This is a genomic window from Collinsella sp. AM28-11LB, from assembly GCF_003469895.1.
In the GTDB taxonomy this organism is placed as follows: domain Bacteria; phylum Actinomycetota; class Coriobacteriia; order Coriobacteriales; family Coriobacteriaceae; genus Collinsella.
In genome coordinates, this window is the sequence record NZ_QSKJ01000007.1 from 1 (window position 1) to 25,362 (window position 25,362).

General features: G+C 58.1%; 20 protein-coding genes and 1 pseudogene. 12 read left to right on the plus strand and 9 right to left on the minus strand.

The features are described 5' to 3' along the window. Window positions 1–108: 108 nt before the first annotated feature. Window positions 109–1,071: an Abi family protein gene (locus DW732_RS05955; RefSeq protein WP_075844146.1), complete on the minus strand. Its 963-nt coding sequence runs from the start codon at window positions 1,069–1,071 to the stop codon at window positions 109–111. Window positions 1,072–1,866: 795 nt separating this feature from the next. Between DW732_RS05955 and DW732_RS05960 the strand changes: the two genes are divergently transcribed. The 4 genes and pseudogenes from DW732_RS05960 (at window position 1,867) to DW732_RS05975 (ending at window position 3,812) form a co-directional block, all read left to right on the plus strand. Beyond that, window positions 1,867–2,316: a hypothetical protein gene (locus DW732_RS05960; RefSeq protein ID WP_117734610.1), complete on the plus strand. Its 450-nt coding sequence runs from the start codon at window positions 1,867–1,869 to the stop codon at window positions 2,314–2,316. 139 nt (window positions 2,317–2,455) lie between these two features. Continuing rightward, a pseudogene (locus DW732_RS05965) lies at window positions 2,456–3,073 on the plus strand (GyrI-like domain-containing protein). Window positions 3,074–3,221: 148 nt separating this feature from the next. Next, complete coding sequence (locus DW732_RS05970; protein WP_158567365.1) at window positions 3,222–3,368, plus strand: hypothetical protein; 147 nt, start codon at window positions 3,222–3,224, stop codon at window positions 3,366–3,368. A 195-nt stretch (window positions 3,369–3,563) separates the two neighbouring features. Then, the gene (locus DW732_RS05975; RefSeq protein WP_117794380.1) at window positions 3,564–3,812 is read left to right on the plus strand and encodes a transposase; all 249 of its coding nucleotides are present in this window, start codon (window positions 3,564–3,566) and stop codon (window positions 3,810–3,812) included. A gap of 248 nt (window positions 3,813–4,060) precedes the next feature. On the opposite strand, the gene DW732_RS05980 is transcribed toward DW732_RS05975, so the two are convergent. Next, entirely contained in the window at window positions 4,061–4,951 is an 891-nt protein-coding gene (locus DW732_RS05980) for a LysR family transcriptional regulator (RefSeq protein ID WP_118099051.1), read from the minus strand. A 217-nt stretch (window positions 4,952–5,168) separates the two neighbouring features. On the opposite strand from DW732_RS05980, the gene DW732_RS05985 reads away from it, so the two are divergent. Beyond that, window positions 5,169–6,224, plus strand: a complete 1,056-nt coding sequence (locus DW732_RS05985; RefSeq protein WP_117734607.1) for a YeiH family protein — start codon at window positions 5,169–5,171, stop codon at window positions 6,222–6,224. Between the two features lie 305 nt (window positions 6,225–6,529). Further along, window positions 6,530–6,853 (plus strand): hypothetical protein, encoded by a 324-nt coding sequence (locus tag DW732_RS05990; RefSeq protein WP_233539379.1) that lies wholly within the window; start codon window positions 6,530–6,532, stop codon window positions 6,851–6,853. A 224-nt stretch (window positions 6,854–7,077) separates the two neighbouring features. Here DW732_RS05990 and DW732_RS05995 read toward each other — a convergent pair whose 3' ends face one another. Then, window positions 7,078–7,422 carry a DUF6508 domain-containing protein gene (locus DW732_RS05995; RefSeq protein WP_117734605.1) on the minus strand — a complete coding sequence of 115 codons (345 nt, stop codon included), beginning with the start codon at window positions 7,420–7,422 and terminating at the stop codon, window positions 7,078–7,080. Window positions 7,423–7,431: 9 nt separating this feature from the next. After that, complete coding sequence (locus DW732_RS06000; RefSeq protein ID WP_117734604.1) at window positions 7,432–9,165, minus strand: DUF262 domain-containing protein; 1,734 nt, start codon at window positions 9,163–9,165, stop codon at window positions 7,432–7,434. A 287-nt stretch (window positions 9,166–9,452) separates the two neighbouring features. On the opposite strand from DW732_RS06000, the gene DW732_RS06005 reads away from it, so the two are divergent. Further along, window positions 9,453–9,983 (plus strand): flavodoxin family protein, encoded by a 531-nt coding sequence (locus DW732_RS06005; RefSeq protein ID WP_117734603.1) that lies wholly within the window; start codon window positions 9,453–9,455, stop codon window positions 9,981–9,983. A gap of 108 nt (window positions 9,984–10,091) precedes the next feature. Here the strand turns inward: DW732_RS06005 and DW732_RS06010 are convergent, their stop codons facing one another. Continuing rightward, window positions 10,092–10,229 (minus strand): hypothetical protein, encoded by a 138-nt coding sequence (locus DW732_RS06010; protein WP_199569762.1) that lies wholly within the window; start codon window positions 10,227–10,229, stop codon window positions 10,092–10,094. 137 nt (window positions 10,230–10,366) lie between these two features. Here DW732_RS06010 and DW732_RS06015 point away from each other — a divergent pair, with 137 nt between their 5' ends. Then, the gene (locus DW732_RS06015; RefSeq protein WP_117734602.1) at window positions 10,367–11,575 is read left to right on the plus strand and encodes an ATP-binding protein; all 1,209 of its coding nucleotides are present in this window, start codon (window positions 10,367–10,369) and stop codon (window positions 11,573–11,575) included. A 90-nt stretch (window positions 11,576–11,665) separates the two neighbouring features. Here DW732_RS06015 and DW732_RS06020 read toward each other — a convergent pair whose 3' ends face one another. Both DW732_RS06020 and DW732_RS06025 read right to left on the minus strand, forming a co-directional pair. Then, window positions 11,666–13,906: a DNA gyrase subunit A gene (locus tag DW732_RS06020; protein WP_118099053.1), complete on the minus strand. Its 2,241-nt coding sequence runs from the start codon at window positions 13,904–13,906 to the stop codon at window positions 11,666–11,668. A gap of 45 nt (window positions 13,907–13,951) precedes the next feature. Beyond that, complete coding sequence (locus tag DW732_RS06025; RefSeq protein ID WP_118099054.1) at window positions 13,952–15,949, minus strand: type IIA DNA topoisomerase subunit B; 1,998 nt, start codon at window positions 15,947–15,949, stop codon at window positions 13,952–13,954. Window positions 15,950–16,201: 252 nt separating this feature from the next. On the opposite strand from DW732_RS06025, the gene DW732_RS06030 reads away from it, so the two are divergent. From DW732_RS06030 to DW732_RS06040, 3 genes are all read left to right on the plus strand, one after another. Next, window positions 16,202–17,410, plus strand: a complete 1,209-nt coding sequence (locus DW732_RS06030; protein WP_118099055.1) for an ATP-binding protein — start codon at window positions 16,202–16,204, stop codon at window positions 17,408–17,410. Window positions 17,411–17,623: 213 nt separating this feature from the next. Continuing rightward, on the plus strand, window positions 17,624–17,854 hold the full coding sequence (locus DW732_RS06035) for a helix-turn-helix transcriptional regulator (RefSeq protein ID WP_117734598.1): 231 nt from the start codon (window positions 17,624–17,626) through the stop codon (window positions 17,852–17,854). A 9-nt stretch (window positions 17,855–17,863) separates the two neighbouring features. Next, entirely contained in the window at window positions 17,864–18,448 is a 585-nt protein-coding gene (locus DW732_RS06040; RefSeq protein WP_118099056.1) for a hypothetical protein, read from the plus strand. Window positions 18,449–18,538: 90 nt separating this feature from the next. Here the strand turns inward: DW732_RS06040 and DW732_RS06045 are convergent, their stop codons facing one another. Together DW732_RS06045 and DW732_RS09980 are read right to left on the minus strand one after the other, a co-directional pair. Then, window positions 18,539–22,906, minus strand: coding sequence for a hypothetical protein (locus DW732_RS06045; protein ID WP_118099057.1), 4,368 nt, complete (start codon window positions 22,904–22,906; stop codon window positions 18,539–18,541). Window positions 22,907–23,061: 155 nt separating this feature from the next. Further along, window positions 23,062–24,066: a helix-turn-helix transcriptional regulator gene (locus DW732_RS09980; RefSeq protein ID WP_199412457.1), complete on the minus strand. Its 1,005-nt coding sequence runs from the start codon at window positions 24,064–24,066 to the stop codon at window positions 23,062–23,064. Window positions 24,067–24,359: 293 nt separating this feature from the next. On the opposite strand from DW732_RS09980, the gene guaA reads away from it, so the two are divergent. Next, on the plus strand, window positions 24,360–25,340 hold the full coding sequence (gene guaA / locus DW732_RS06055) for a glutamine-hydrolyzing GMP synthase (protein WP_118099058.1): 981 nt from the start codon (window positions 24,360–24,362) through the stop codon (window positions 25,338–25,340). Window positions 25,341–25,362 lie beyond the last annotated feature (22 nt).

The window sequence follows — 25,362 nt, forward strand, 5'->3', positions numbered from 1 at the left end:
TATGCCGGAATCTCTCCCACAGAAACCACCGAAGAGCCATATAAAAATAGGGCAGAGTCGCTTGCGCAAGTCCGCCCCTAAAACCGTGAAGGTTTTGCTATCTGTAGGCTATTCTACCAACCCGAGCGATTCTGTCAACCTGCGAAGGAACTCGAGCGCGGAGCGAGCTGCGGCGTCGGGCCCCTTGTCGGGCAGCGCCTCGGTTTCGCCGTCGGCCCTGGCGAACATCTCGGCGAGCTCGGATGCGGCGCGCGAGCGCGAGGAGCCCTCGGGTACCAAGCCGGAGTGCGCCACGAGCACGGTCGCGACCTCCTGCATGGCCGTATTCCCCATCCACTTCCTCCTGGTCGCCTTGGGAATCCCCACGGCGGCGACCCTTCGGGAGACGCCGCTGGACGCCGAGCCCCGGGCGGCGCCCCTCTCGGCGAAGCAGTTGATCAGGCACGAGCCGTGCGCGGCGCAGTTGCGGACGGACTTCACGCGCTTGAGGTCGTAGTGGGAGGCCTCGAGGCGCCTGTCGCCCCATCGCCTGGCGCAGAAGCGCACGAAGTCGATGAGGGTGCCGAACGAGGTGAGCTCAAGGAAGGCCCAGGCAGGCATGTCGCCGGAGTACTTCGCGTAGAGGCTCGAGCTGTAGGGGCTGCGGCCGCTCATCTTGAGCTCGCGCAGGCGGTACTCCCTGTTTGCAGTGGTAAGCGATGCCATGTAGTCGGCCACGATGGCGTAGCCGTCCTCTCCACGGTCCTCCATCTCGCGAAGCAGTGTCACCTTCTGGAAATGCTCGATGTCGAGCGTCATGCCGAGCAGGGCGTGGCGCAGCTCCTGGTCGAGCGCCGCGAGCAGGCGCAGCTGGCCGAAGTCGAGGTCTACGTAGCGGCCGTCGCGCGGGCCTCCCTCGTATTTCGAGAAGAGTTTGCGGTAGGATGCGAGCTTGAAGAAGTTGCACTTGTCGCGCAGGTAGTCCGCGGCCTCTTCCTCGGAACACAGTTCGAAGGCTACGCCCTTCTGCTTGAGGTGCTCTATCTGCTGCTCGATCGTGAGGATCGGCTTCCTATCGTGGGGTTCGGCCATGCTCGGTCTCCTGTCATTGATTTGAGAATCCTATTCTACCAGCATGTTTGCCCTGAATCCTGAAGGCCCGTTCGCCAACTCATAAGCAAGCCACCTGAGACTACTCACTTTGTTCACGAATGGCGAAGACCTGCGACCTGGGGTTTTGCAAATGGCGCGCAAGCCACCCGCGTTAATTCACTTGCGGTTGAAGCTGGCGGCTTGCACGCTAAAGGTCGGTTGAGTTTCAAAACGGGCGTTTTCGGCGAAATCGAGCCTCCAAAGGCGGTCCGCCGCGCCCTTTGGGACAAAAACAAAAACTCAAAACACTGAGTTTGAAAAAAGTTTTTGGAGTTGTCCCAACTTTTGTCCCCGAAGCCGACGAAACAAGACATGGTGTTATTTGGCGGCATTCGGTTCGAGACGACACCGAAAACTGGGTGCAACTAGAATGACGGGACGACAAATACAGAGCCATCGAGTGGGAATAGAAAATACCTTAGTTATGGGGGTATAAATTGGATTTCCTTTAGGATGCACCCCCATAACTATATGAATTGACCTGCTGACTCCAATGAAGATTGGTGGGTAACTGCCAGGGGTGGCGGCCCAGCGAGTGTTGTTTTGCGAGCTATGCGCATTGAAAGCGACCTTTCGTGGTATAAACTACTTGCCGGAAGCCGCGGCTTTCAGAGTACGGCTTACGTGTACGTTTAACCTCCGTGGGCGACGGGGTGCCGCAAGGCGTAGAATATCGCCCACCTGTAGGGGCCTGCAGCGATGCGGGCCCCGCTTCGTATGAAGGGGGCGTAACCGATGAAGATCGTATCCATCTCCCAGGACTTCTTCGACCTCGTCGAGGGCGACCGCGAGCTCATGCTTAAGCACAATCTCCCCTGCATCGTGGTGGTGAGGCTGCGTTTCCGCGGGAAGCGCAGGGACTTCGCCGTGCCGCTGCGTTCCAACATCGCCCCCAACGTGCCCAAAGACCAGTACTTTGCGTTGCCACCCCGCCCCACGACGCGCCCCGGCTGCCGCCACGGCATCCACTACATCAAGATGTTCCCCATAACCAAGTCCTACCAGCGTCGCTTCAGGACCGAGGGCTCGGCCTACTACGAGACGCTCCAGCGCATCATCGACGGCAACACCAAGCGCATTGTCTCCGAGTGCCAGGCGTACCTCGACCGCTACGAGCGCGAAGGAAGGCCCCGCTTCGCCGTCGACATCGACCGCATCGTGGGCCTGCTGGAGGGCGAGAAGTAGGGCACCTCGGCTCAATCCCGAGCCATGCGGAACCGCTTCACATTTTTGAACGCCGCGCGCCCCAAATACCCGAGAAACAGGCCATGAGGTGCGGCGGCGCACTCGTGCCTGCGCGCAGCCATCTCCATCAGCGTCTACGGTGCGCTACAACATCGCGGGCAAACCGCCTGACAAGCCGAGCTTTCTGATCGTTCCGTCTATGAGCTACGTTGCCGTGCGGGGCAAGGGCGATCCCAATGCCGAAGGCGGCGCGTAGCAGAACGCGTTGCCGATGCCCTATGGCGTCGCCTATACCATCAAGATGTCGAAAAACGGCCCGCGAGAGATCGAAGGCTATTTCGACTTCGTCGTGCCTCCGCTCGAGGGCTTCTGGTGGCAAGACCACACCGATGGCGGGATCGATTACGCGCGGAAGGACGACTTCAACCTCATCTCATGCATCCGCCTGCCCGATTTCGTCACTCGCGAGGACTTCGACTGGGCCGTCTCGGAAGCCGCTGCCAAGAAGAAGCTGGACTTCTCGTCGGTCGAGCTGCTGAGGGTCGACGAGGGTCTTTGCATTCAGCGCATGCATACCGGGCCTTACAACGACGAACCGGCGACCATAGACGCCATGCGCACATTTGCAGCGGAACGGGGCTACGCCCCCGACTTCTCCGAAGCCTGTCTGCATCACGAGATTTACCTCTCCGACCCGCGCAAGTGCGCGCCGGAGAAGCTCAAGACCGTGATCCGTCATCCCATAAAGTTGATTTAGCGAAGCGAGTGACGCCGATCGCTTCGGCTTTTGGGCGCTCGCCGTGGCGTGGGCGGCAGCGGGACGTGCCCTGCGACCGGTGGCGGAGGCCGAGGCGCGGGAGCGCGCGTTCGTTTGCACCGCCTCGCACGACCTCGTCACCCCGCTCATGGCGGTGACCGCGAACTACGACGTGCTTGAAGCGGAGGCATCCGATCAGACCGGCCTTGCGTCCTGGGTCGCCAACATCCGTGCAGCGGCGGACGAGATGGCGACTCGCATTGCTGACATGCTCATGCACATGGGCGGCGACTAGCCAGGGCGAGCCCTGCAACGGGCATTATTATCCGGGAAGCGTTTGATTGCGAGACACGCCGGTGTGAGGGCCTGAGTCGTCAGGCCCCGCACAGGGGGACCGCGATGGTGGCCACCGCGCCGCCCGAGGGGCTGTTGGCGAGCGAGACGGAACCCCCATGGGCGCTCGCGGCCTCGGAGGCGGCGTGGAGGCCAGATGCACTCCAATGTCAGGGAGATGAAGACCGTGGCGAGGACGCTCAGGAAGGAGCGGGAGGGCATCCTGAACTGGTGGAAGAGGGGCTCCACAAACTCGTTCCTGGAAGGGCTGAACCCCGTCGTCCAGTCGGTCCGCAGCGCTGCAAGGGGCTTCAGGAGCATCGCCTATTTCAGGACGATAATCTTCCTCCGGCTGGGCCGCCTGGACTTCACGGCCCAGAAGAAGCTGACATGCGCTACCCACTAGAAACGTCGAAGAGCCCATTTTTGGCCTTCGGTGGCAAATACGAGCGCTTGCCATAAAAATGAGCGACGTCTCTACCTGCAGCTTGCCAAAATCGACCTCCGATGGCAATGGTAAAAGTGTCATCGGAGGCCTGTTTTGGCGTTGGTTTTTGCCACTGGAGGTCGATTTTGGTTTTTAGGCGCCATCGGAGGCCGTTTTTGGCGCGGAGCCGGGCTTCTGCCTGTGTACGTGCGCGGGCACTGCGGGCTTTATCGCCTCCAGGAGCGGGCGATTTCCTGGTAGCGGCGCGCAGCGAGGCTGCCACGTTGCCAGATCAGGCGAAAGTCGTGCTCGACAAAGAAGTCGCTTGGGGTGATGTCGCGCAGCTCGCCCTGATCGAGCTCGCGCTCAACCGCTGCGCGGTACAAAAACGTAATGCCAGTCCCCGCCCGGACGCACAGCTTGATGGCGGGGATGCTGGCGACCTCGAACGTGCCTGCGAAGTCGTCAAGATCGAGGTCGCGCGCGGCGAGGTGCTTCTCTAGGATCTCGCGCGTGCCCGACCCCGCTTCGCGTAGGATGAGCCTGCGGTCGAGTAGGCTGGCCATGGATACCGGCTTATAGGACGCGTCGAACTCATCTGCGCTCCCAACAGCTACATAGCGCTCGCGCGATACCGGGGCGGAGTCGAAGAGGGCCCTGTTAAAGGATCCTTCTACCAAGGCGAAATCAATAGTACCGGCCTCCAGGCCTTCCACAAGCTCCTGCGTGTTGCCAACGCTCATCTGCACCATCTCGTCGGGATGTTTTGCCATATGGCGGGCGAGTACGCGGGGAATCCAATAGTCGCAGATGGTGCGCGTGCAGCCAAAACGCAGGGGAGCCTTGGCGGGCTGCTCCAGCGTTAGGGCTTTCGCTTGCGCCTTGAGCCTCGTCTCATCGTTCTCCATTGTTTCGAGCGCTCGAAACAGCATCGCCCCCGCTTGCGTGAGCTCGCCGCGCCGGCCGCCCTTGTGGAAGAGGGCGCACCCGTAATGCGCCTCGAGCTGCCGGATATGCTGCGATACGGCGGGCTGGGGGATATGGAGCTCCGCTGCCGCCTGCGTGAAGCTGCCCAGCCTGCAGACCGTCAAGAACGTATGGGTGCGGTAATCCAGCACGTTGACTCCTATGCTCAAGAATCATCTATAACATCGTCCATATATAACAAATACTTATAGAGTGATAACCAATAGGGTGAAAAGAATTATAAGCCAAGGTAGTACTATCGCTATGCATTCAATCTTGGCTGTTTGCCGAGAGAGATTTGGGTTTATGTCGTAGGCGGCGGAGCGGTTCCGCGCATGCAGGGACGGCGCGTATAGAGAGGAAGAAGATATGGCGGAAAGAACGTGGGACAAGGTTCAAGATAGCTGGAGGGGCGTGGCGCTATGCCTGCTTATCGCTCTGCCGGCATGGTTTTTGGGCAAGCGCTTCGACGTGATCGGCGGGCCGGTCTTCGCCATCCTCATCGGTATGGTGCTGGCGCTGTTTATTAAGGACGACGCGGCGTTGCCGTTTGCGCCCGGTATCAAGTTCACCTCTAAGAAGATCTTGCAGTACGCGGTTATCCTGTTGGGCTTTGGCCTCAACCTTTCCCAGATCGCGCGCGTGGGCGCCCGTTCGCTGCCCATTATCGTGGCGACTATCACCACGTCGCTGGTGATTTCTTTCGCCCTGCATCGCGCCCTCAAGATCCCCACCAAGATTTCCACTCTGGTGGGCGTGGGGTCGTCAATCTGCGGCGGCTCGGCAATCGCGGCGACCGCTCCGGTTATCGATGCGGACGATGAGGAGATCGCGCAGGCCATCAGCGTCATCTTCTTGTTCAACATCATCGCCGCGCTTATTTTCCCGGCTCTTGGCGGCATGCTTGGCCTTTCAAACGAGGGCTTTGGCCTGTTTGCCGGCACCGCCGTCAACGACACCTCGTCCGTAACCGCCGCCGCTGCCGCGTGGGACGGCATACACCCTGGCGCCAATACGTTGGACGAGGCGACCATTGTGAAGCTCACCCGCACGCTCGCCATCATCCCCATCACGCTGGCGCTGGCATTTTGGCAGGTTCACAAGGCCAAGCGCGCCGCCGCGAACGGCGAGGGCGGCGAAGCTGCGGGCACGTTCGATATCAAGAAGATCTTCCCCTTCTTTATCCTCTTCTTTGTGCTTGCCAGCGTGATCACCACGGTCTTCGCGCTACCTGCGGGCGTGACCGCGCCCATAAAGGAGCTCTCCAAGTTCTTCATTGTTATGGCTATGGCGGCGATTGGTTTCAACACCAATATAGTCAAGCTGGTTAAGACGGGCGGCAAACCCATCTTTATGGGTCTGTGCTGCTGGATCGGCATCGCTCTGGTGAGCCTGGGCATGCAGCATCTGCTTGGCATTTGGTAGGCTATTGTCTTTAAAAGGAAAAAAAGCATCGCGCGTTCTGCGCCTCGAAATCTCAGAAGGGGTTTCGAGGCGTTTTTTAGGGCGGCGGATTAGCATTCTGAGTGCAACGGCATGGGGCCTGCTCACGAGCGTGGCGCACTCCCGGGGGCTACGATGTTGGCTGTCTAGGTCAACGTCGGAGCGAGGGGACATGCGCCGCTACAGGCATCTTAGCGCCGAGGAGCGCGACAGGATAGCGGAGATGCACGCGAGGCATGAGGGGGGTCTCGGCTATCGCCGCTGCGATAGGCAGGAACAAGTCCACGGTGAGCAGGGAGATCGCCAGGAACGGCCGGAACGGGCGCTACGGGGCCATCGCCGCCCAGTCGCGCTCCGACGCCCGCCGCAAGGCCTGCAGGCCCCGCAAGAGGCTCTCCGACCCGGCCCTCGCGGCCGAGGTGCGCAGGCGCATCGTCGACGACCGCCGGTCGCCCGAGCAGATAGACGGCAGGTCCCGCCTCGAGCGCGGCGGGCGCTGCGTCGTGAGCTTCTCCACCATCTACCGTGCCGTGAACGCCGGCGAGCCCGCCTATTCCGAAGGGGGCATACGGGCGGTATCCGCCCGCTATGATTCTCGTAGTTCATCTTGACCACGGGTTCATTTTAAGTAAGCAGTGCAGCTATGAGCTGAGGATAAAGCGCCACAGTGTGCCCCGCGCTCTCGACTTCTCGGTAGAAACGTGAGCCTTTGGTCAATGCATCTCAAGATTGAGCGATGGTTCCGCTTTTGATTTGGTGGCATGACGGAGTGCGACGGCATGGCATTGTCGCATCGCTGTGCTGTCGCAGCGCCAGACGTCTTCGTGGCCGCCGTTCAGCCCTCGTCGAGCTCCTTCAGCCGGAAGAGGCAGCGGTCCAGAAACCCGCTCCTGGCTTGCGCGGCAAGGAGTCCGTCGCAGAAGCGGTCGCCACGAACGCACCACGTGATGCATGCACGTATCAGGTCAATGTCCCCATGGTCGATGTCGCAGCTGTCTATGCCTTCCGAGGTGTCGATGCCATGGCGTTCAAGCGTCTCGAAGTAGCTGGTGTCCGCGAACCCGTCCAGTTCATAGAAATCGTCGACGAAATCCTCGAGTCCGAGCGTCCCGCCCCCAAGCTCGACATTCATGTTTCTGTCCTCCAGCTTGCCAGCGTGCTTGGTTAGTCTTTCGAACATGTTCGCTCCTTAGCTCAAAAGTCCGTTGTCGCCCAGGTAGTCCACGAAGGCATCGATGATCTGAGCCGTGCGAGTCGCGATGTCTATTTCGGTGAAGTCTCCCATGACTTGTGTCAGGCGCTTGAGTTCCGCGATCTTTGTTCCGGCTTTGCGCTTGCCATTGCCGTCGGTGTATCCCTCATAGTACTTGCGTTTATCGCAGAATCTGTAGTCGGCCGCGCGGATGTTTACACGCTTCTCGAGCAGCGCCTTGTTACCCAGCGCCTCCAGGTTGGATTGGTCGACGAGCGGGTCTACCTCGTTGCGCTTCTTGGCATAGATGTGCTCAATTTCGAGCGTAGTGTCTAGGTCCATGAGTGGTTGATCTGGGTCTGCGTACGCCCACCAAGTGAGCATGGACTTCGTTACAGGCCTGCCGTTGGTGAACACGTAGGTTCGGAATCGCTCAGCAATATTTGCGCGATTGAAGTGGTGGTTGGGAAACTCCACCGGGCGGTGCTCCACGATGTTGATCATCTCGGGATACACTGGCGAACGCAGCGCATTTACGCCGGGACGCTCAATGGCGTAGGCGAGAACGAATGCCGTGATCTTGTTTAGAAAGCCGTAGAGTGCCTCGTCATCGAGGACACTTTTGCTGTCGCGGTTGGCAAGGAACCAGACGCTTAGCAGATAGGTCCACATGCCGTTGGGGGCGTAGTTCAGCACGAAGAGCCTGCGGAGCACGCGCTCGCTGAACCCTTCCTGCGCGTCGACGCGTTTCCAGAAGCCGAGCAGCGCCTCGAGATCGTCGAGCGTGGCGTCCTCCTTGAGCATGGCGTAGCCATCGGCACCGAAGAAGTCGCGCAACGATGCGGTGGTCGTGTCGCGGATGCCTTTCTTCGCGCGGCGGTAGTACATATAGCGCGTAAATAGCTCATCGGTTGGTGTACCGCGCATGGGCCGGAAGATAGCGTTCGCTCCCTCCTCGAGCGCCTTCCAGCGACGGATGAACTCGTCCTTGCGCCCCGTGTCGGAATAATGCTTGTAGAACTGGCTTTTGAAGATGTCGGCATCCGAGAGAGGCAGCCCTCGGTCGTTTAGAGTCGAGAAGATGCGTAGCGCGGTGTCCTGCGACTCCGCTTCAATGGGTAACAGTATCACATTGTTGATGACGCGTGTGGCCATGTAGACGGTGTAGGTGGGCCACTCGCTCACCAGTTGTTCAATTTTCCTCTGGAAGAAAGCGAAGTTGCGGGCATAAGCGCTCTTCCAGCCATCGCCTACGTTGCCCTCTCGTAAAATCTCGAGGAATTCATTCTTGTCGTTGTCCGATGCAACCTCGGAGTCGATCTTGAGGCGCTCCATGTCGGGCTCGTCGAACTCGTCGGTTTTCCATACACAACGGGCGATTGCCTCGCGCATCTTCACAGACTGCTTATCCTTCATGTTGGTGAACTTGTCGTAGAACGCGCGGAGCAGCAGCATGATGGTGGTGAGGCGCTGCTGGCCGTCAATGATCTCAAGTTGGCCAGAGAGGTTCTTAAAGGTGACGATGGGCCCTAGAAAGTATTCGTCGTTTTCGCTGTCGAAACGCTCGTAGTCATCGCCTGGAAAAGCGAACGAGAACAGGTCATCCCACAGCGTTGCGCATTCATCCTCGCCCCAGGCGTAGGGCCTCTGGTAGTCGGGGATGAGGAAGTCTGATCGCTTATCGGTGAGAAGATCGCGAATCGATCGCTGGTCGATGTTGAGCTTGGACATGAGCTGTACCTTCCGCGCAGGAACAATCAAGATGACACGGATTATATCGCCGAAGTCGTCATTCGCTCCATTGCTGAGAGTTATTGAATCTAGCAACCTCTGGCCAACCCTTACGGTTTCATGTCGTGATCCATATCGGCGCTGATCAATGCCCGTGATGCTTCTGCTTGCACCTTCTTTGGAGGGCACGAACGAGAGATGCGGTCTACAGACGACTGAATAGCTCCATTCGTTTTGGTTACAAGAAAACATGCTGCGCGCCTGCGGCATGAAGGAGAGGGAATCCTATGAAAATCGTTGTATTGAGCGGCAGCCCGCGCAAGGGCGCCAATACCGACACCATGGTTGAGGCGTTTGCCGAGACCGCGCGTGAGGGCGACAATGCGGTCGAGGTCGTCCGCGTTGCCAGCAAGAAGATCGCCGGCTGCTTGGGATGCCAATACTGCTTCGCCCATGAGGGCGTCTGCGTGCAGAAGGATGACATGGCCAACGTGATCGAGTCGCTGAAAGACACCGACATGGTTGTCTTCGCTTCGCCTATCTACTGGTTTGATATCACTGCACAGGAGAAGGCTGTCATCGACCGCCTGTACGCCTTCGGTGCTACGGGCTTCCCGTTCACCAAGACGGCCCTTTTGCTCGATAGCCACAGCGAGGGCGTCTATGATGCGGCTATCGCTATGTACAAGTCAGCCTGCGCGTACTGCAAGTGGGAGGACCAGGGCATTGTCACCATTAGCGGCATGACCGAGCGCGACAGCATGGCCTCCTCGCCCAAGCTGGAAAAGGTGCGAGAGCTCGCTCGCAAGCTCGCCTAAGGGCTCGAAGAGCGCATGGCAATCAACACTAGTGGAAATGCTTGCTGTCCTTACCAAGAGGAATGCTGATTGCCATGCGTTGAAGTCCTTGCGGACAATCTTGGCGCGCTAGGAGGCCTTCTCGCTCAGGAACTCCTTGAACGCGGGGATGTCGAAGCCGACGAGGCCACGTCCACGTTCCCCGATAACGCCGTCCTCGAGGAGGCGGCGTTTGTATTGACTTGCATAGTTGCTGGCGACGCCCATACGCTTGGCAATTTCTGAGACCCTGCTGGGGCCAGAATCGGGCAGAAGACTGTGAGTGAAAATCGGGAGTAGCGCTCCCGATTTTGACCAATTAACGTTTGTACGAGATAATAGACTCCATAACGGGAGGCGATTGTATGTACATCGAGCGCGAAATTGAACAGACGATAGATTCGATGCTGGGACAGGGAAAAGTTGTCTTGGTGACCGGAGCGCGCCAAGTTGGGAAGACGACGGTTCTCAAGCAACATCTAGGCGACCGATTCGACTATGTTTCGATGGAGAACCCGCGGGATTATCTTCTTGCAAAAGAGGACGCCGCCCTGTTTTTCGAGTCTCATGATCTGCCGATCATCATTGATGAGATTCAGCGAGTGCCTGAGCTTTTTTCTCCGGTGAAGTGGGTTGTCGATCAATCAGAGGAGAAGGGACGAATCGTCCTCACGGGATCCCAGACATATCACCTTATGAAAGGGGTGAGCGAATCCTTGGCGGGGAGGATTAGAATTCTGGAGATGCCCTCTTTAAGCTTGCGCGAACTCGTTGGTGGTCCCCAGGGCCCTCGTCCGTATATCCCCAAAAAGGTTTCCTTGGCCTCTAAGATGTCTTCGGGAAATATTTGGAACATCATCCATAGGGGTTCGATGCCCGAACTGCAAGACCCAACTATCGATTGGGACTCCTATTATTCCGACTACGTTGCCGCATATCTCGAACGCGATGTTCGCGATCTTGTAAACGTAAAGGATGAGGCGAAGTTCTACAGCTTTATGGTCGCGTGCGCAGCGAGAACGGGGCAACTGTTAAATGCCACCGATATTGGAAACACCGTTGACGTCGACCGTAAGACGGTGAAGGCTTGGCTCTCGGTTTTGCAGGCGTCGAACATCGTTCGGATTGTCGAGCCCTTTTGGCCTAATGTCGATAAGCGTCTGACCAAGACCCCTAAGATATTCTTTATGGATACAGGTCTTGTTTGTCATCTAACGAGGTGGATAACGCCGGAGCAATTGCGCAATGGGGCCGCGGCGGGGCATATATTTGAGACGTTCGTTGTCTCGGAAATTTTGAAGAGCTTTATGAACACGGGGAAGAGCCTTCGCGACGTATGGTTCTATCGAGACCAAAAGAAGCGCGAAATTGATTTGCTCATCCAAGAGGGCCATATTCTCCATCCCGTCGAGGTGAAGATGTCGGCCACGGTGGGCAAAGATGCGGTGAAGAATTTTTCCTGTCTCGAGGGCCTGACCGGCTATGAAATTGGGTTTGGACACGTTGTCTGCCAAACCCCGGATCCATACCTTATTACCAAGGATGTCCAAGCGATTCCTGTGTGGGGCATATGATATACGTTGCAACGAGCGGGGCACGGAGCGCGATGTTGCTGCGTTCCGGGCCCCACCGTTTTAAGAGCTTATGGCGGTTCTGCCGTTGTTTTAGTCAAACAGGCTCGGCATGTCGTTTTCCTTCATGAGGGCACCGGCAGAAGGCAGGCTCTGCGCAGTGAACTTTTCGGCCGAGACACCGGCACCAAGAATCTCTTCGGTCGTGCCGATGGTGGTGACCGAGCGGCCCTTCTTGGCCGTGAAAGCCTGGACGCCCTGCGTGTTGGTGGTCGTCTTGGTCTTAAGCAGCGACGTGTTGAAGTTCATCAAACGATAGTCGCTCGAGACCAGCGCGATGTCGCGGTCTTCCTTGAGTACCTGCGCATACAGCAGCTTGCTGCCGCCGTAGATGGCGTTTTTGAGGCGCTTTCGGTTAGTCTTGGTGACGTATCCGGCAAGTGCGACGCGCACCACGCGGCCGTTTTCAAAGACGAACAGCGCGTCGGCCTTGTAGTCCTCGGGGTCGATGACCCAGATGACACTCTCGTCGGGTTCCATCTCAAGATCGGTCGGCAGGTACGAGCCCAGCTGGGCCGACTTGGTGTCCTCAAACGCCGCAACCTTGCACTTGTACACCTGGCTCTTGTTGGTAAAGACCAGTAGCTCGTGCGTATTGGAGGACGGGAACTCGATAAAGGGTTTGTCGCCGTCCTTGTACTTGAGTGTGGTCGCCTTCTTGAGCACGCGGTCCGTCATCTTCTTAAGGTAGCCATCGCGCGAGAGCATGATAGTGACCGGGTACTCCTCGACCTCGGGCTCCAAGCTTACTTCGATAACCTCATGGGGCTCGATCCTGCCCGTGCGGCGCGGCATCACGTACTTCTTGTTGACCGCGGCCAGCTCGTCGCTGATGACCTTCTTGATGTTCTCCTCGCTGGAGAGGATCTCCTCGAGCTCGGTAATCTCGCCCTCGAGTTTTGCGATGTCCTTGGTGCGGTTGAGGATGTACTCCTCGTTGATGTTGCGGAGCTTAAGCTCGGCAACAAACTCGGCCTGGGTCTCGTCGATGTCGAAACCCTTCATAAGGTTGGGCACGACCTCGGCCTCAAGCTTGGTGCCGCGAATGATGGCGATGGCCTTGTCGATGTCGAGCAGGATCGCCTCGAGGCCGTGCAGCAGGTGCAGGCGCTCGGACTTTTTGCCCAGGTCAAAGTTAATGCGGCGACGCGTGGACTGAATACGCCATTTGACCCACTCGTGCAGAATCTGGCGCACGCCCATAACGCGGGGATAGCCGTCGACGAGCACGTTGAAGTTGCACGAGAACGAATCCTGCAGCGTGGTCGAGCGATAAAGCTTCGCCATGAGCTTGTCGGGGTCGACACCGCGCTTAAGGTCGATTGCGATGCGCAGGCCCGAAAGGTCGGTCTCGTCGCGGATGTCGGCGATCTCTTTGACTTTGCCCTCTTTGGAGAGCTTGACGATGCGCTCGATGATGACATCGGTCTTGGTGGTGTAGGGGATCTCGTAGACCTCGATGATGCGCTCTTCGGGAATCCAGCGCCAGCGGGAGCGAATCTGGAAGCTGCCAAGGCCGGTCTCGACGATCTTCTCCATCTCCTCGCGGCGGTAGATGATCTCGCCGCCGGTCGAGAAGTCGGGCATGGGCATGTACTCGAGCAGGTCGCAGTCGGGATCCTGCAGGTAGTGCATCGTGGCAGTGCAGACCTCGTTGAGGTTGAAGCCGCAGATGTCGGACGCCATGGCGACGCCGATGCCCTTGTTGGCCGAGACGAGGATATTGGGGAACGTGGTGGGCAGCAGGCGCGGCTCCTTCATGGCACCGTCGTAGCTGTCAACGAAGTCGACCGGGTCCTTGTCGATGTCCTTGAAGATTTCGGCACTGATGGGGGAGAGCTTGGCCTCGGTATAACGCGAGGCGGCGTAGCTCAGGTCGCCCGAATAGTACTTGCCAAAGTTGCCCTTTGACTCCACGAAGGGGGCAAGAAGCGCTTCGTTGCCGGTGGCCAGGCGCACCATCGTCTCGTAGATCGCGGCGTCGCCGTGCGGGTTGAGCTTCATGGTCTGGCCCACGATGTTGGCGCTCTTCTGGCGCTCGCCCTTGAGCAGACCCATCTTGTACATGGTGTAGAGCAGCTTGCGGTGCGAGGGCTTAAAGCCGTCGATTTCGGGGAATGCACGCGAGACGTTGACGCTCATGGCGTAGGGCATGTAGTTGACCTCGAGCGTCTGCGTGATCGGCTGGTCGGTGACCTCGGAGTGCAGGCCGATGACGTTCTCGGCGTTGACCTGCTTTTTCTTTGGCTGGTTCTTCGTCTTCTTCTTTGCCACGATTTCCTCTTGAACTTCTTATGGGCCGTCGTTATTGATTTGCTGCTACTGCAGATCTAGCTGGTCCAGGTATTCCTTGCCGTGCTCGGAGATATGGCGCTTACGGCCCGCCTCGTCGTTGCCCAGCAACAGGTTGAACATGGTTTCCATCTTGGTGACGTCCTCGGACTCCACCTTGATCAGGCGGCGCGTTTCGGGGTTCATGGTGGTGAGCCACATCATGTCCGGATCGTTTTCACCAAGACCCTTGGAGCGGTTGATGGAACACTTCTGGTCGCCAATCTCTTTGAGGATGCCGTTTTTCTCGAGTTCGGTGTAGGCAAAGTAGGTTTTCTCTTTGCAGTTGATCTCGTAGAGCGGCGACTCGGCGATATACACGTACCCCTCGTCGATAAGCGTGGGCACCAGGCGGTAGAGCATGGTGAGCACGAGTGTGCGGATGTGATAACCGTCGACGTCGGCATCCGTACAGATGATGACCTTGTTCCAGTTGAGGTTGTCCAAGTCGAAGGCACCAAGGTTCTTGATGCGCTTGTCCTTGATCTCCACGCCGCAGCCCAGCACGCGCATGAGGTCCATGATGATGTCGGACTTAAAGATGCGCGGATAATCCTCCTTCAGGCAGTTGAGGATCTTGCCTCGGACGGGCATAACGCCCTGGAACTCGGCATCGCGCGACGTGCGGATGGCGCCTGCTGCCGAGTCGCCCTCTACGATGTAGATCTCGCGACGGTTCTTGTCCTTGGAACGGCAGTCGATGAACTTCTGCACGCGGTTGGCCATGTCGGTCTTCTGCTGCAGATTGGTCTTAATGCTCTGACGCGTCTTCTCGGCGTTCTCGCGCGAGCGCTTGTTGATGAGTACCTGCTCCATGATCTTGTTGGCGGCGTCTTTGTTCTCGATCAAGTAGGTCGAGAGGCGCTCCTTAAAGAATGCCGTCATGGCCTGCTGGATAAAGCGGTTATTGATGGCCTTCTTGGTCTGGTTTTCGTAGGACGTCTGAGTGGAGAAGCAGTTGGTCACCAGTACCAGACAGTCCTGAACGTCTTGCCACTTAATGCCGCTCTCGTTTTTGTTGTACTTGCCTTGGCCCTTAATGTAGGCATCGATGGCGCTGGTCAGAGCACTGCGCGCGGCCTTCTCGGGCGAGCCGCCGTTCTCGAGCCATGATGAGTTGTGGTAGTACTCCTGCATCATGAAAGTGCGCGAGAAGCACATGCAAGCAGTGATTTTTACGTTGTAATCGGGCAGGTCCTCGCGATCGCGACCGCGACGATCGGCCTCAATAAAGAAGGGCTCGGTAAGGTAGTCGGTACCGACCTTCTCAAGCACGTAGTCCTCGATGCCCTTGGGATAGCAAAAATCCTCTTCGGAAAACTCGCCATCGTCACCCTCAATACGCAGGCGGAAGGTCACGTTGGCGTTGACCACGGCCTGGCGGCGCATGGTCTCGCGATACCAGTCGTGGGGAATGCTGATCGAGGTAAAGACCTCAAGATCGGGGCGCCACTTGATAGTGGTGCCGGTGCGGTTCTCGTCGCTGGGCTCAATCTCGAGTGCCTTCTTCTTGGCGCCGACAACCTTGCCCTTCTTAAAGTGCAGGGAGTACTTGTTGCCGTCGCGCCAGACGGTGACGTCCATGTACTCGGAGGCGTACTGGGTCGCGCACGAGCCCAGGCCGTTGGTGCCGAGCGAGAAGTCGTAGTCGCCGCCCTGGTTGTTGTTGTACTTGCCGCCGGCGTAGAGCTCGCAAAAGACGAGCTCCCAGTTAAAGCGCTTCTCGGAGGGGTTCCAGTCGAGCGGGCAGCCACGGCCGTTGTCCTCTACCTGAATAGAGCCATCGCGAAAAGCGGTGAGGGTGATGAGCTTGCCGTAGCCCTGGCGCGCCTCGTCAACGGCGTTGGACAGGATCTCGAAGGCGGCATGCGCACAACCGTCGAGTCCGTCCGAGCCAAAGATGACGGCGGGGCGCAGGCGTACGCGCTCCTCGTCCTTGAGCTGGCGGATACTGTCGTTACCATAGTTTGCGGTGTTTTTTGCCATACTCGCTCTCTCGGTGCTCCTTTGCTGCGTTTAAGTCATATAGATAGTCAAAGTAGCATAGCCCAGCCCACAGACGATTCCACCCAACACGAAATCCATCGAACAATCGTTCGTGGTATATTGATTGATGTTACTTTATTGGGAGAAATAGCTGAATGAAATCAAGAGTTATTTGATTTCATTTAGTAGGATAAGACATATATTAAACGAAAACGAATCAAGAGAGCTTTTATTTAATAGAACGGTGAAGATATGAAGATTATCGAACGTCCTCAATATATGGAAGCGCTTCTTGGCGCTAAGGGAACGCCGGACATCAAGGTTATTGCCGGCATTCGTAGGTGCGGCAAATCTGTTCTACTGGAAGCTCTTGCTGATCGCTTTCGTGAGGCCGACCCCGATGCCAATATTATCCGCATCAATTTCAATCTCCTCGAATTCGAGGAACTAACGGATTATCGAGCATTGCATCGCTACGTTGAGGAAGGCTATTGCGAGGGCCTCGATAACATTGTGATGATCGATGAGGTGCAAACCTGCGTTGGGTTCGAAAAAGCGGTCAATAGCCTTCATGCATCGGGAAAATACGATATCTACGTTACTGGCTCCAACGCTTTCTTGCTTTCGAGTGATTTGGCGACGCTTTTTCGCGGGCGGACATATGAGGTTGAAGTATTTCCGTTTTCCTTGCTTGAGTTTTCGACATATCACGAAATTCATAACCCGGACGAAGCGCTTGACCGATATTTGAGAGAGGGCGGAATGCCTGGCTCATATTTGTATCCTAGCGAGCGAGCTCGCTATCGATATATTGCGAACGTGCTAGATGTCTTGGTTTTGCGTGATGTGGAAGAAAAGCATGGGGTTCGTAACAAGGTGCAGCTAGAACGTGCATGCGATTTCCTAATGGACAATATCGGTAACATATCTTCTGTTAGCGGGATTGTGGCTGCGCTGGATGCTGCCGGAACACGCGTTTCCGTGGCAACGCTCGCCCAGTACCTCGGATATTTATGCCAGGCCTTTGCGTTCTATCGAGTGCGCCGCTATGACGTAGGCGGTAAAAAGTACCTCACTTCGGGTGATAAATACTATTTATCGGATCATGCAATCAGATACGCAAAACTGGGCACTAAAAAGCTCGACTTCGGGCACGTATATGAAAATATGGTCGCCATAGAGCTCCTAAGACGCGGTTGGGAAATCTATGTCGGGGTGCTTTATAAGAAGGAAATCGACTTCGTGGCAATTCGTCGCGATGAGCGAGTGTATATCCAAGTTAGCGATGACATTTCGCGTCAGGAGACTTTTGAACGCGAAGTGGCACCCCTGCTTGCGATACGTGATGCGTATCCCAAAATGGTCATTGCGCGAACAAAGCACGAGGCTGTTGATTATGAGGGGATTAAGGTGGTCGACATCGCCCGATGGCTGATGGGGGAGGGGCCGGATGTCGAATAGCGGACAGTGATAGTTTACGCTCGCGTTTACTCGGACAAAACCGAGTCGGTTTTGTCCGAGTAAGTTTGAATAGCGAATCGAAATTGTTATGTCCACATGGCGATGGCGGACATGGTTTCCATAATGACAGATATAGTTGACATCTTGTGAAGGATGCAATATATTTCTGTCATGTTGCAACGGATATCTGTCCACATTTACGAAAGGAACTCCATGCCGGGCAAAAAGAACCTACGCATGAAGGCGGCACGCGCGGCGGCTGGCCTTTCGCAAGCTGACTTAGCCCAAGCCGTGGGCGTTGCGCGCCAAACCATCGGCCTTATCGAGGCGGGCGGCTACAACCCCACGCTCAATTTGTGCGTGGCAATCTGTAAGGCGCTGCGCGTTACGTTGAACGACTTGTTTTGGGAAGACGAAACCGACGCCGACCCTAATACTCTTTAGGAGTTCACTATGAAATATGAAGATCTGAAAATCGTGCAAAAGTGGCGTGAATATGCCGGCCCAAAGGATGAACGCCTGGAGGCTGAGAACGCGAAGATCTACAAGATTGGTTTCGTGCTGCTTTCGTTTGGCATGTTGATGATCTTTTTCTACCAGGTTATAGCTCGACAGGTTGCGTGGGTTCACAGCGACGCCAGTGAAATGCCGCATGGCTTTGCAACGCCATTCGAGGCAGCCATGTATTTTTGGCTCGTTCTCGTGATGTTGATTTGCGCAGGGCTGCAAACGCGGAAGGGCTATGTCGATACCAATCGTTTTGGGCAAACCGAGCATCTTCCTGTTGGATATTTCCTGCTTGTCAGCGGTCTTAGCGGCGCCGCGTTCGCGCTTGTTATTGCCGCAATGCGCTGTGTCGCTGAGGCGCAGATCGTACCGCTCGAAAGCGTCTTTTGGTTGGCGAACCTGGACACGGGCGTGTTCTGCGGTGCGACGATTTTCGCGGCCACGTTTGCTGTCCTGTGCGCAACGTTTTTCACGGCGAAAAGACGCCGTGCCAAGCTCGAGGCAGAACTCGACACCTCAGACGACATTTAATGCGTAATGGGCCGGCTCTGGGTATCCAGAACCGGCCCATTTTGATGTTCGATGAGCCGAGTCGGCGTCTCTCACAATAGTAACTAGGAGCTAGCGAGGCCTATCCGAATTGACCTTATGAGCGGCGTCGGTTTCGAGCGCCGTGCGGCGGGCGCTGTAGGCGACGAGGCCGGCGCCTGCCGCGGCGAGTGCTGCAGCGGCTGCCGTAAGGGGAGCGTTGACATCGCCCGTGCCCGCAAGCGCGCCCACTTTTCCGGAGCGCTTGTTATTGCCGTGGTCCTTGCCACTGCCGGAGCTGCTTCCGCCGGAGCCGCCGCCCTCGTCAGTACCGCCGCCACTCGAGCCACCATCGCCGTCTGCTGTCATCGGGGCGTCGTGAAGCCCTGTCGTATTCGCGCTGTCGCATACGCCGACCTGAACTTCTGAGCGCTCGCATGCCGCGTCGGGCACATGAAGCTCGTGCAGTACGGCGCCCAGCGTCGAGTTTGCGCCCGGTCGAATTTCCTCGAACGTTACGGGATCGAGTGCCACCAGGTCACGCGCCTTCGCATACAGCGTGACGCGTTTGCCCACCTCGTCGCCCCAGCTCTCCGGGATGGCAAAGCTCATGCGGAATTGTGCCGTGCAGCCCGGTGCCAGCACGGCGTTTCCATTGTCGGCAACCAGCGGGTGCGTTGCAAAACGTGTGCCCAGCGTCTCGAGCGCGTACTTCACGTGTGCCATGTCGTTGGCCGAAGCGTCCTCGGCAAGCTCCGGATCGTAGATCGATGCCGTGCGTGCGTTCGCTCCGAATCCGATGGATGCGCTGGAGAACGGCTGGTTGGAACCCTCTCGGTACAGATCGATCGTTCCGGCGGTCAGCAAGGTGTTGCCGTCGTTTCGCACCGTGACCATGAAGGATTCGCCTGCCGCTCCGGGCACCACCGCGCCCGAGGTAGCGACCGCGCCCGTCGGAGTGGCACACGCCACCAAGGGCACTTCGATGCCGTGCAGCTCTGCCTCGCTCTTCTCCACGCTCACAATGTGCGTGGCGAGCGCGGAGAGCATACCACCCGACGTCAAAAATGTCGTTATCTGATCGACGGGATGGTCCAGTTCGCACATCACGAACGGCTCCGTGAACAGATCGCCTGCCAAGGTGCTGGCGAAGATGCGGAAGTGCTTGCCCATCACTGCTACCGGGTTGCCTTCTTCGTCGTAGGTTTGTCCCACCTTGCCATCGGTATTCTCTACATAGAGCACGCACCTGCCGTTGTTGCTCACGCTAAACGATGCCGGGCCACAGCCTGCGGCGCCCACGGGCTGCGTTGCAAATGCCGATGCGCCTCGCGTCCAAGTAATATGCTGCAGTTGCTCGTTGACGGTTGCCAAAAAGCCCGAATGTTGTGGCCACGGCACCGCACAGGATACCGTGGCGTCTGGTGACATAACGTCCCAGGCAGCAATGGACTGGCCGATCACGGCGTATGATGCGCAGCCGCAACCGTCTGCGGTCTCGTACGCAACGGGCACCACCATTTTGCCGTTGATATTTTCGGGTGCGCCCAGCTCGATGCTCGACGGTGCCTGCGGAAAGCGGAGAACCTGACGGAACGTGAGGCTGTCGCCCGACAGATCCGACCACAGGGTAAAGCACTCGAGCGCGACTTCTGCCTCGGTGCCCAACGCCTTCTCGGCGGTGGCTCCGCGGCGATGGAGATAGGCGCCCGACAGACGTCCGTCGACAAGCGTCTTGCCTACTGTGATACGCGGACATTGCAGGCAATGGTAGCCGTCCTCCTGCAGGCGGCCGCGCGAGATGCTGCGCCACGACGTGTGCGATACCACGCGAACCTCGCTATTGCTTATGCGCAGGCGCACAACGGACAGTATGCCGGATGTGCTAGCCGTGTCGAACCGGGTTGCGTCGCCTTCGGGGCGCTCGCCCGAGACCAGTAACACGTAGGCGTCCGTGTGCCCCGCGCCATCGGTGTATTCAACCATGTCGAAGTCGTAATCGAACGTGTCTCTGCGCTCCACGTCGGCCTCGCCAAAGCCAAGAGGGAAGTCGACCGGCATGGGAGCGGACCATGCGCCGTTTGCCTTCGTGTGCACTACCAGTCGCGAACGGCCATTCTCGCCGTAGCGCACCGAGGCGATACGGAACAGATATTCCGTGCCGGCGATCTCCGCAAACTTCATGCGGGCTTCGCTGAGCACGCCAGTAAACAGCACGTTGTCGCTCGAGGGCTTTATGCCGCCTCTCTCGTCCTCCGACACGCCGGCAGAATTGGCGTTCGAGTCCGCAACGGCGTTCGTCGCCTGGCCGATGTAGGTGTACTCATACATCGGTGCGGCATTTTCGTCATCCCCCATCAGGGCATGGACGAAATGTTCGACCTGTCCTGCGTCGTTGCTCTCTGCATCCGCCTCGAGCTCAATGCGTGTGACCGCTTGCTCCCAATCGCGTACGATCGGTACGACGTTTACGGCGGTGGCTGCAACTTCGGAGCATGCGAGCAGCTCGGCATTGGTGACGATGGTGGCCGACGCGATAAACTGCGCTACGCTGCCCGACTCGGCATTGCCGGTCGCGCCAAAGCAGGCATCCAGCGTATAAGGCGTGTCTCCGCTCAGTGCCAACTCAGAGTGCTGGAGCACATATTGGTCGCCGTTGTTCACCGACATATCCCACGAATCGGCGAGTGTGGGCCACGACCCCGACCAGGCCTTGGTGGTCCACTTGAACATGATGAACTGGAGTATCACGTCGACATCGACGTCTGCACCCACGCGCAGCCGCGGAAGCTGGTGGCCGTCCGCCTTCTCGTACCCAATGAACAGTGTGAGGGATGCGGCACCGCGCACGGCGGACGAAGCGACGCCTGCAACGCCGGCTCCAAAGGTGACGGCAAGCCCGATCTGGATGGTGAATGATCCCGACGTATTGGAATAGTCGAGCGAAATGTTTTTGAAGAACGCCGCACCGCTGCCGTGTGTGTGGGCGCCTACCGCGAGCGCTAGCTTTGCCAACACCCAAGGATTGACGTTTAGGAAAAACGGCACCGGGCCCAAGGTAAACTGCTCGGTCCAATTGAGGTCGGTTTTTACTTGGAAGAGAGCCTTAATATTGCCGTACGCCGGATCGTTGTTGTTGCCCCAAGTTTTGCCAACCCAGTCGTAGGCGAGCGATCCGTACACCTGTGTTGCGATATCCATCGTGAATAGCAGCGTGTAATGGTGGCGAAGGAGCTTAGTGTTTCTTGGGTCGGTGCCCGAACCGGCACTCATGCTCTTGTACTGATTCCACTTCCCCTCCATCTCGTCGAGGTAGCGGTTTGCCTGCTTGGCGCCCGACTCGCGCGGCGACTTCTTCCAGTATTCCGGATCCGGATTGCCCGAATCGTTCATGTAGCCGACCGGTTTGTATCCGCCGCCAAACAGTACGTACCCGGCAAACGAGAAATCGAAGAGAATCGGAAACGTGGGCATCCAGCAGGTGAACTTGTTGCCGCCGATGCCGGGGAACGCCGCGGGGAAATCAAACGGAGTGATCTCTTGATCCATGGTGGTGGGAATGATGGTGGTCGAGCCCGATTCCGCCTTGGAAGCTGGTGCGGTGGCAACGCCCATGGGGGAGGAGAGCGTGTAGGTTTTGCCCTGATAGTCGAGCACAAAGCGCAGCTTGCATCCTTCTTCCAGAAGGCCCGACGCCGCATCGAGGAACTTGTCTTCGAGCGTGAACGTTGCCAGATTATCCGAACCCGACGCGCTGGCCTTGATCTGACCGATCTGCGTGACGGTTTCGGGCGAACTGCCCGCGGCAGGCGTCACTTTGTTGATGCGCAGCGTTGCCTGTCCACCCTGTGGCAGATGTGCCTGCACGGTAAAGGCGTGCGTATCGGGCTGCTCGTTTGCCGTGTCGTCCTTCGGCAATGCCATGAACGTGGCTTCAGCGTATTGGATGTCCCATTCGTCGAATGTGAGCTGGCGGAAGTACGGCTCGCCGTCGGAAAGCGGACGCGTGGGCGCGGTTATGGCGGTGCCGCCCTGGATACGCGCAAGGGGAATCTCGACATCGCGGTAGCCCGCCATGCTAATGGAGATGCCGCCGTTAAAGTCGTACGCGTCGAGAAGCGTTGCCTCGTCCACGTAGCCTTCCGAAAGCGGCGCGACCTCAAAGATGGCCGTGCCCTCATCGTCGGTCGTGGCGGAGAGCTGCTTGCCCGCGGCATAACGCGACGCGAGCGTGACCTGCGCTCCCTTGACGGGCATATTCTTGTTGGCGACGTCGACCACGACCACACCAAACATGGTGCGCGAGAGAACGAGCACCCTGAAGGGATCTTCTTCATCGGCATAGGCTTCGGCGGGCGCGAACGGCAGTATGAAGGCGTTTGAGGTGCCCGGCACGCGCGGCAACATCATGCTCGCCAGCGAGGACGCTCCGGCAACAAGTAACGAACGGCGATCAAGCATCTTGGGCTCCCATCCCGCAGGTATCGGTGGAAATAATCCAATTTTGCGAGAAGGTGCCCCGTGGCGGTAGTGCCGTTCAAGGGTCAAAATGTCCAATTTAGGCGAGCGAAGTGCCGGGCTCCGGATCGCGTTCGATGCGCTTGGCAGCCCGGTCGCTAACGCAACATATGAGCGACCAGCTCGGCGCGCGTGCCGATGCCAAGCTTTGCATATACGCCGGATAGGCGGTTTTTAACAGTGCCCGGCGACACGCCCATATGGCGTGCGATTTCGGCGTTGGTCCACCCACGGCAGGCGAGCATGGCCATGGTGAACTCCGTGGTCGTTAGATCGTCGGCCACGTCCTCGCCCGAATCGGGGTTGTGGATGCGCCGCCAGCCGTAGCTGAATCGATACGTAATCTCGATGATGCGTGCGAAATCGTCAGGGTATTGCGATTTTAGGCATGCCTCGATGAGTCCTTGCAAAAGGCCATGGTGTTCGCCGATGAGCTCGATAAGGCCGTCGGGACGCGCAATGTCCCAAGCGGCTCCGAAGTGTGCCTTTGCGGCGTCGACGTCTTTGAGGCTCATGTATGCCATGGAAGCTGCCAGGTGCAGGAACAGTTCCGAGATCGGATAGCTTTCCTGTTTCATGATCAGGGCGTTTTCCGCCATGCCCAGACTGCGGCCGTATTCGCCGCGCAGATACAAGGCGTGCGCCATCACGTAGCTGGCGAACAGGCGCAGGCCTTCGGGCAGATGCGCCGCAAGCGGATGAAACTCTTCGGCAGAATACGGGGAAGGCAAGTGCAACAGGACACTCGCGGCCGAGGCGAACAGGATATGCGTGGCGTGAGCGGCGGGCGATTCCTCGTCAGTTGGCGTATCGAGGATGCCCGTAAGGCAACGACGGGCATCGGCGATACGGTTGAGCGACAGACTGGCATATCCGCAGATAAAGCATGCGGAATAGCGCAGCGCGGGATCGGTGGCGTCAAGATAGGGGCGCGCCGTCTTGGCAGCGAGGGTGGCCTGTCCGCGAAAGTACAGCGCTTCTGCCGTGGCAATGGCGCGCGAGTCGGGGCCGGAAATGCCTGCAACCGCAGCGTCAATCTGCCCCGGCACAAAGGCAGTGCACATCAACGGCATGGGAATGCGCGGGTAGCCATCGCAGTCCATCTTCCATCTCCCAACAGCTGGCAACAATGCAGCAATTGTACTCCTGTTGCTCGGGACCGGAATTTGTGGGTATCGCCTACGATTATGCCGAACGTATAAAGGAAGAGTCTATTGGCGATGCTCCCAAGGTGGCTACTGAAGCCTAGCTGACCTCGACATTAGGAAAAACTGCCGCCCCTGCAAAAAGCTCCGTCGCAGCGATGGGAAACGAACCTCTCTGCATATAATGAGGTCATATGACAGCGCGTTTGCATATGCGCGGCGCGTTCCATCGACCCGAAAAGGAGCCCTGCATGGATCCCAACAAGCGTCCCGACGATATGGTGCGTATCACCACTCCCGAACTTGCTCAGGCGTTCATCGGCGAGCAGGTCACCGCAATCCGCGAGCAGATCGGTGACAAGAAGGTTCTGCTGGCCCTTTCCGGCGGCGTTGACAGCTCGGTCGTCGCGGCGCTCCTGATCAAGGCCATCGGCAAGCAGCTCATCTGCGTGCATGTGAACCATGGTCTCATGCGCAAGGGCGAGAGCGAGCAGGTCGTCGACGTGTTCAAGAACCAGATGGACGCCAACCTGGTCTATGTGGACGCTACCGACCGCTTCCTCGATAAGCTCGTCGACGTCGACGAGCCCGAGGCTAAGCGCAAGATCATCGGCGCCGAGTTTATCCGCGTGTTCGAGGAGGAGGCCCGCAAGGTCGGTGACGAGGTCAGTTTCCTCGCCCAGGGCACCATCTACCCCGACATTCTGGAGTCCCAGGACGGCGTGAAGGCTCACCACAACGTGGGCGGTCTACCCGAGGACCTGCAGTTTGAGCTCTGCGAGCCCGTCAAGCTGCCGTACAAGGACGAGGTGCGCGTCGTGGGCCGCGAGCTCGGCCTGCCCGAGAACATGGTTGAGCGTCAGCCGTTCCCCGGTCCTGGCCTGGGCGTCCGCTGCCTTGGCGCCATTACCCGCGATCGTCTTGAGGCGCTGCGCGAAGCCGACGCCATCGTGCGCGAGGAGATCGACAAGGCAGGTCTGACCATCTGGCAGTATTTTGCCGTCGTGCCCGACTTCCGCGCCACCGGCGTGCGTGAGGGTAAACGCGCCTACGACTGGCCCTGCATCATCCGCTGCATCAACACCGTTGACGTCATGACCGCCGAGGTGCCCGAACTCGACTGGGCGCTGCTCAAGCGTATTACCGCCCGCGTGACCGCCGAGGTTCCCGGTATCTGCCGTGTGTGCTACGACCTCACGCCGAAGCCCGTCGGCACGGTCGAGTGGGAGTAAGCTAACTCAGCTGGTAGGCGAC

Coding starts and splice junctions, on each gene's coding strand:
- DW732_RS06000 (WP_117734604.1), bottom strand. CDS start 9,165: ATGTCCAAGCTCAACATCGACCAGCGATCGATTCGCGATCTTCTCACC.
- DW732_RS06030 (WP_118099055.1), top strand. CDS start 16,202: ATGAAGATTATCGAACGTCCTCAATATATGGAAGCGCTTCTTGGCGCT.
- DW732_RS06025 (WP_118099054.1), bottom strand. CDS start 15,949: ATGGCAAAAAACACCGCAAACTATGGTAACGACAGTATCCGCCAGCTC.
- DW732_RS05995 (WP_117734605.1), bottom strand. CDS start 7,422: ATGTTCGAAAGACTAACCAAGCACGCTGGCAAGCTGGAGGACAGAAAC.
- DW732_RS06035 (WP_117734598.1), top strand. CDS start 17,624: ATGCCGGGCAAAAAGAACCTACGCATGAAGGCGGCACGCGCGGCGGCT.
- DW732_RS05975 (WP_117794380.1), top strand. CDS start 3,564: ATGCACTCCAATGTCAGGGAGATGAAGACCGTGGCGAGGACGCTCAGG.
- DW732_RS06040 (WP_118099056.1), top strand. CDS start 17,864: ATGAAATATGAAGATCTGAAAATCGTGCAAAAGTGGCGTGAATATGCC.
- DW732_RS06005 (WP_117734603.1), top strand. CDS start 9,453: ATGAAAATCGTTGTATTGAGCGGCAGCCCGCGCAAGGGCGCCAATACC.
- DW732_RS05970 (WP_158567365.1), top strand. CDS start 3,222: ATGGCGGTGACCGCGAACTACGACGTGCTTGAAGCGGAGGCATCCGAT.
- DW732_RS05955 (WP_075844146.1), bottom strand. CDS start 1,071: ATGGCCGAACCCCACGATAGGAAGCCGATCCTCACGATCGAGCAGCAG.
- DW732_RS06010 (WP_199569762.1), bottom strand. CDS start 10,229: ATGGGCGTCGCCAGCAACTATGCAAGTCAATACAAACGCCGCCTCCTC.
- DW732_RS06015 (WP_117734602.1), top strand. CDS start 10,367: ATGTACATCGAGCGCGAAATTGAACAGACGATAGATTCGATGCTGGGA.
- DW732_RS06045 (WP_118099057.1), bottom strand. CDS start 22,906: ATGCTTGATCGCCGTTCGTTACTTGTTGCCGGAGCGTCCTCGCTGGCG.
- guaA (WP_118099058.1), top strand. CDS start 24,360: ATGGATCCCAACAAGCGTCCCGACGATATGGTGCGTATCACCACTCCC.
- DW732_RS09980 (WP_199412457.1), bottom strand. CDS start 24,066: ATGGACTGCGATGGCTACCCGCGCATTCCCATGCCGTTGATGTGCACT.
- DW732_RS05960 (WP_117734610.1), top strand. CDS start 1,867: ATGAAGATCGTATCCATCTCCCAGGACTTCTTCGACCTCGTCGAGGGC.
- DW732_RS05985 (WP_117734607.1), top strand. CDS start 5,169: ATGGCGGAAAGAACGTGGGACAAGGTTCAAGATAGCTGGAGGGGCGTG.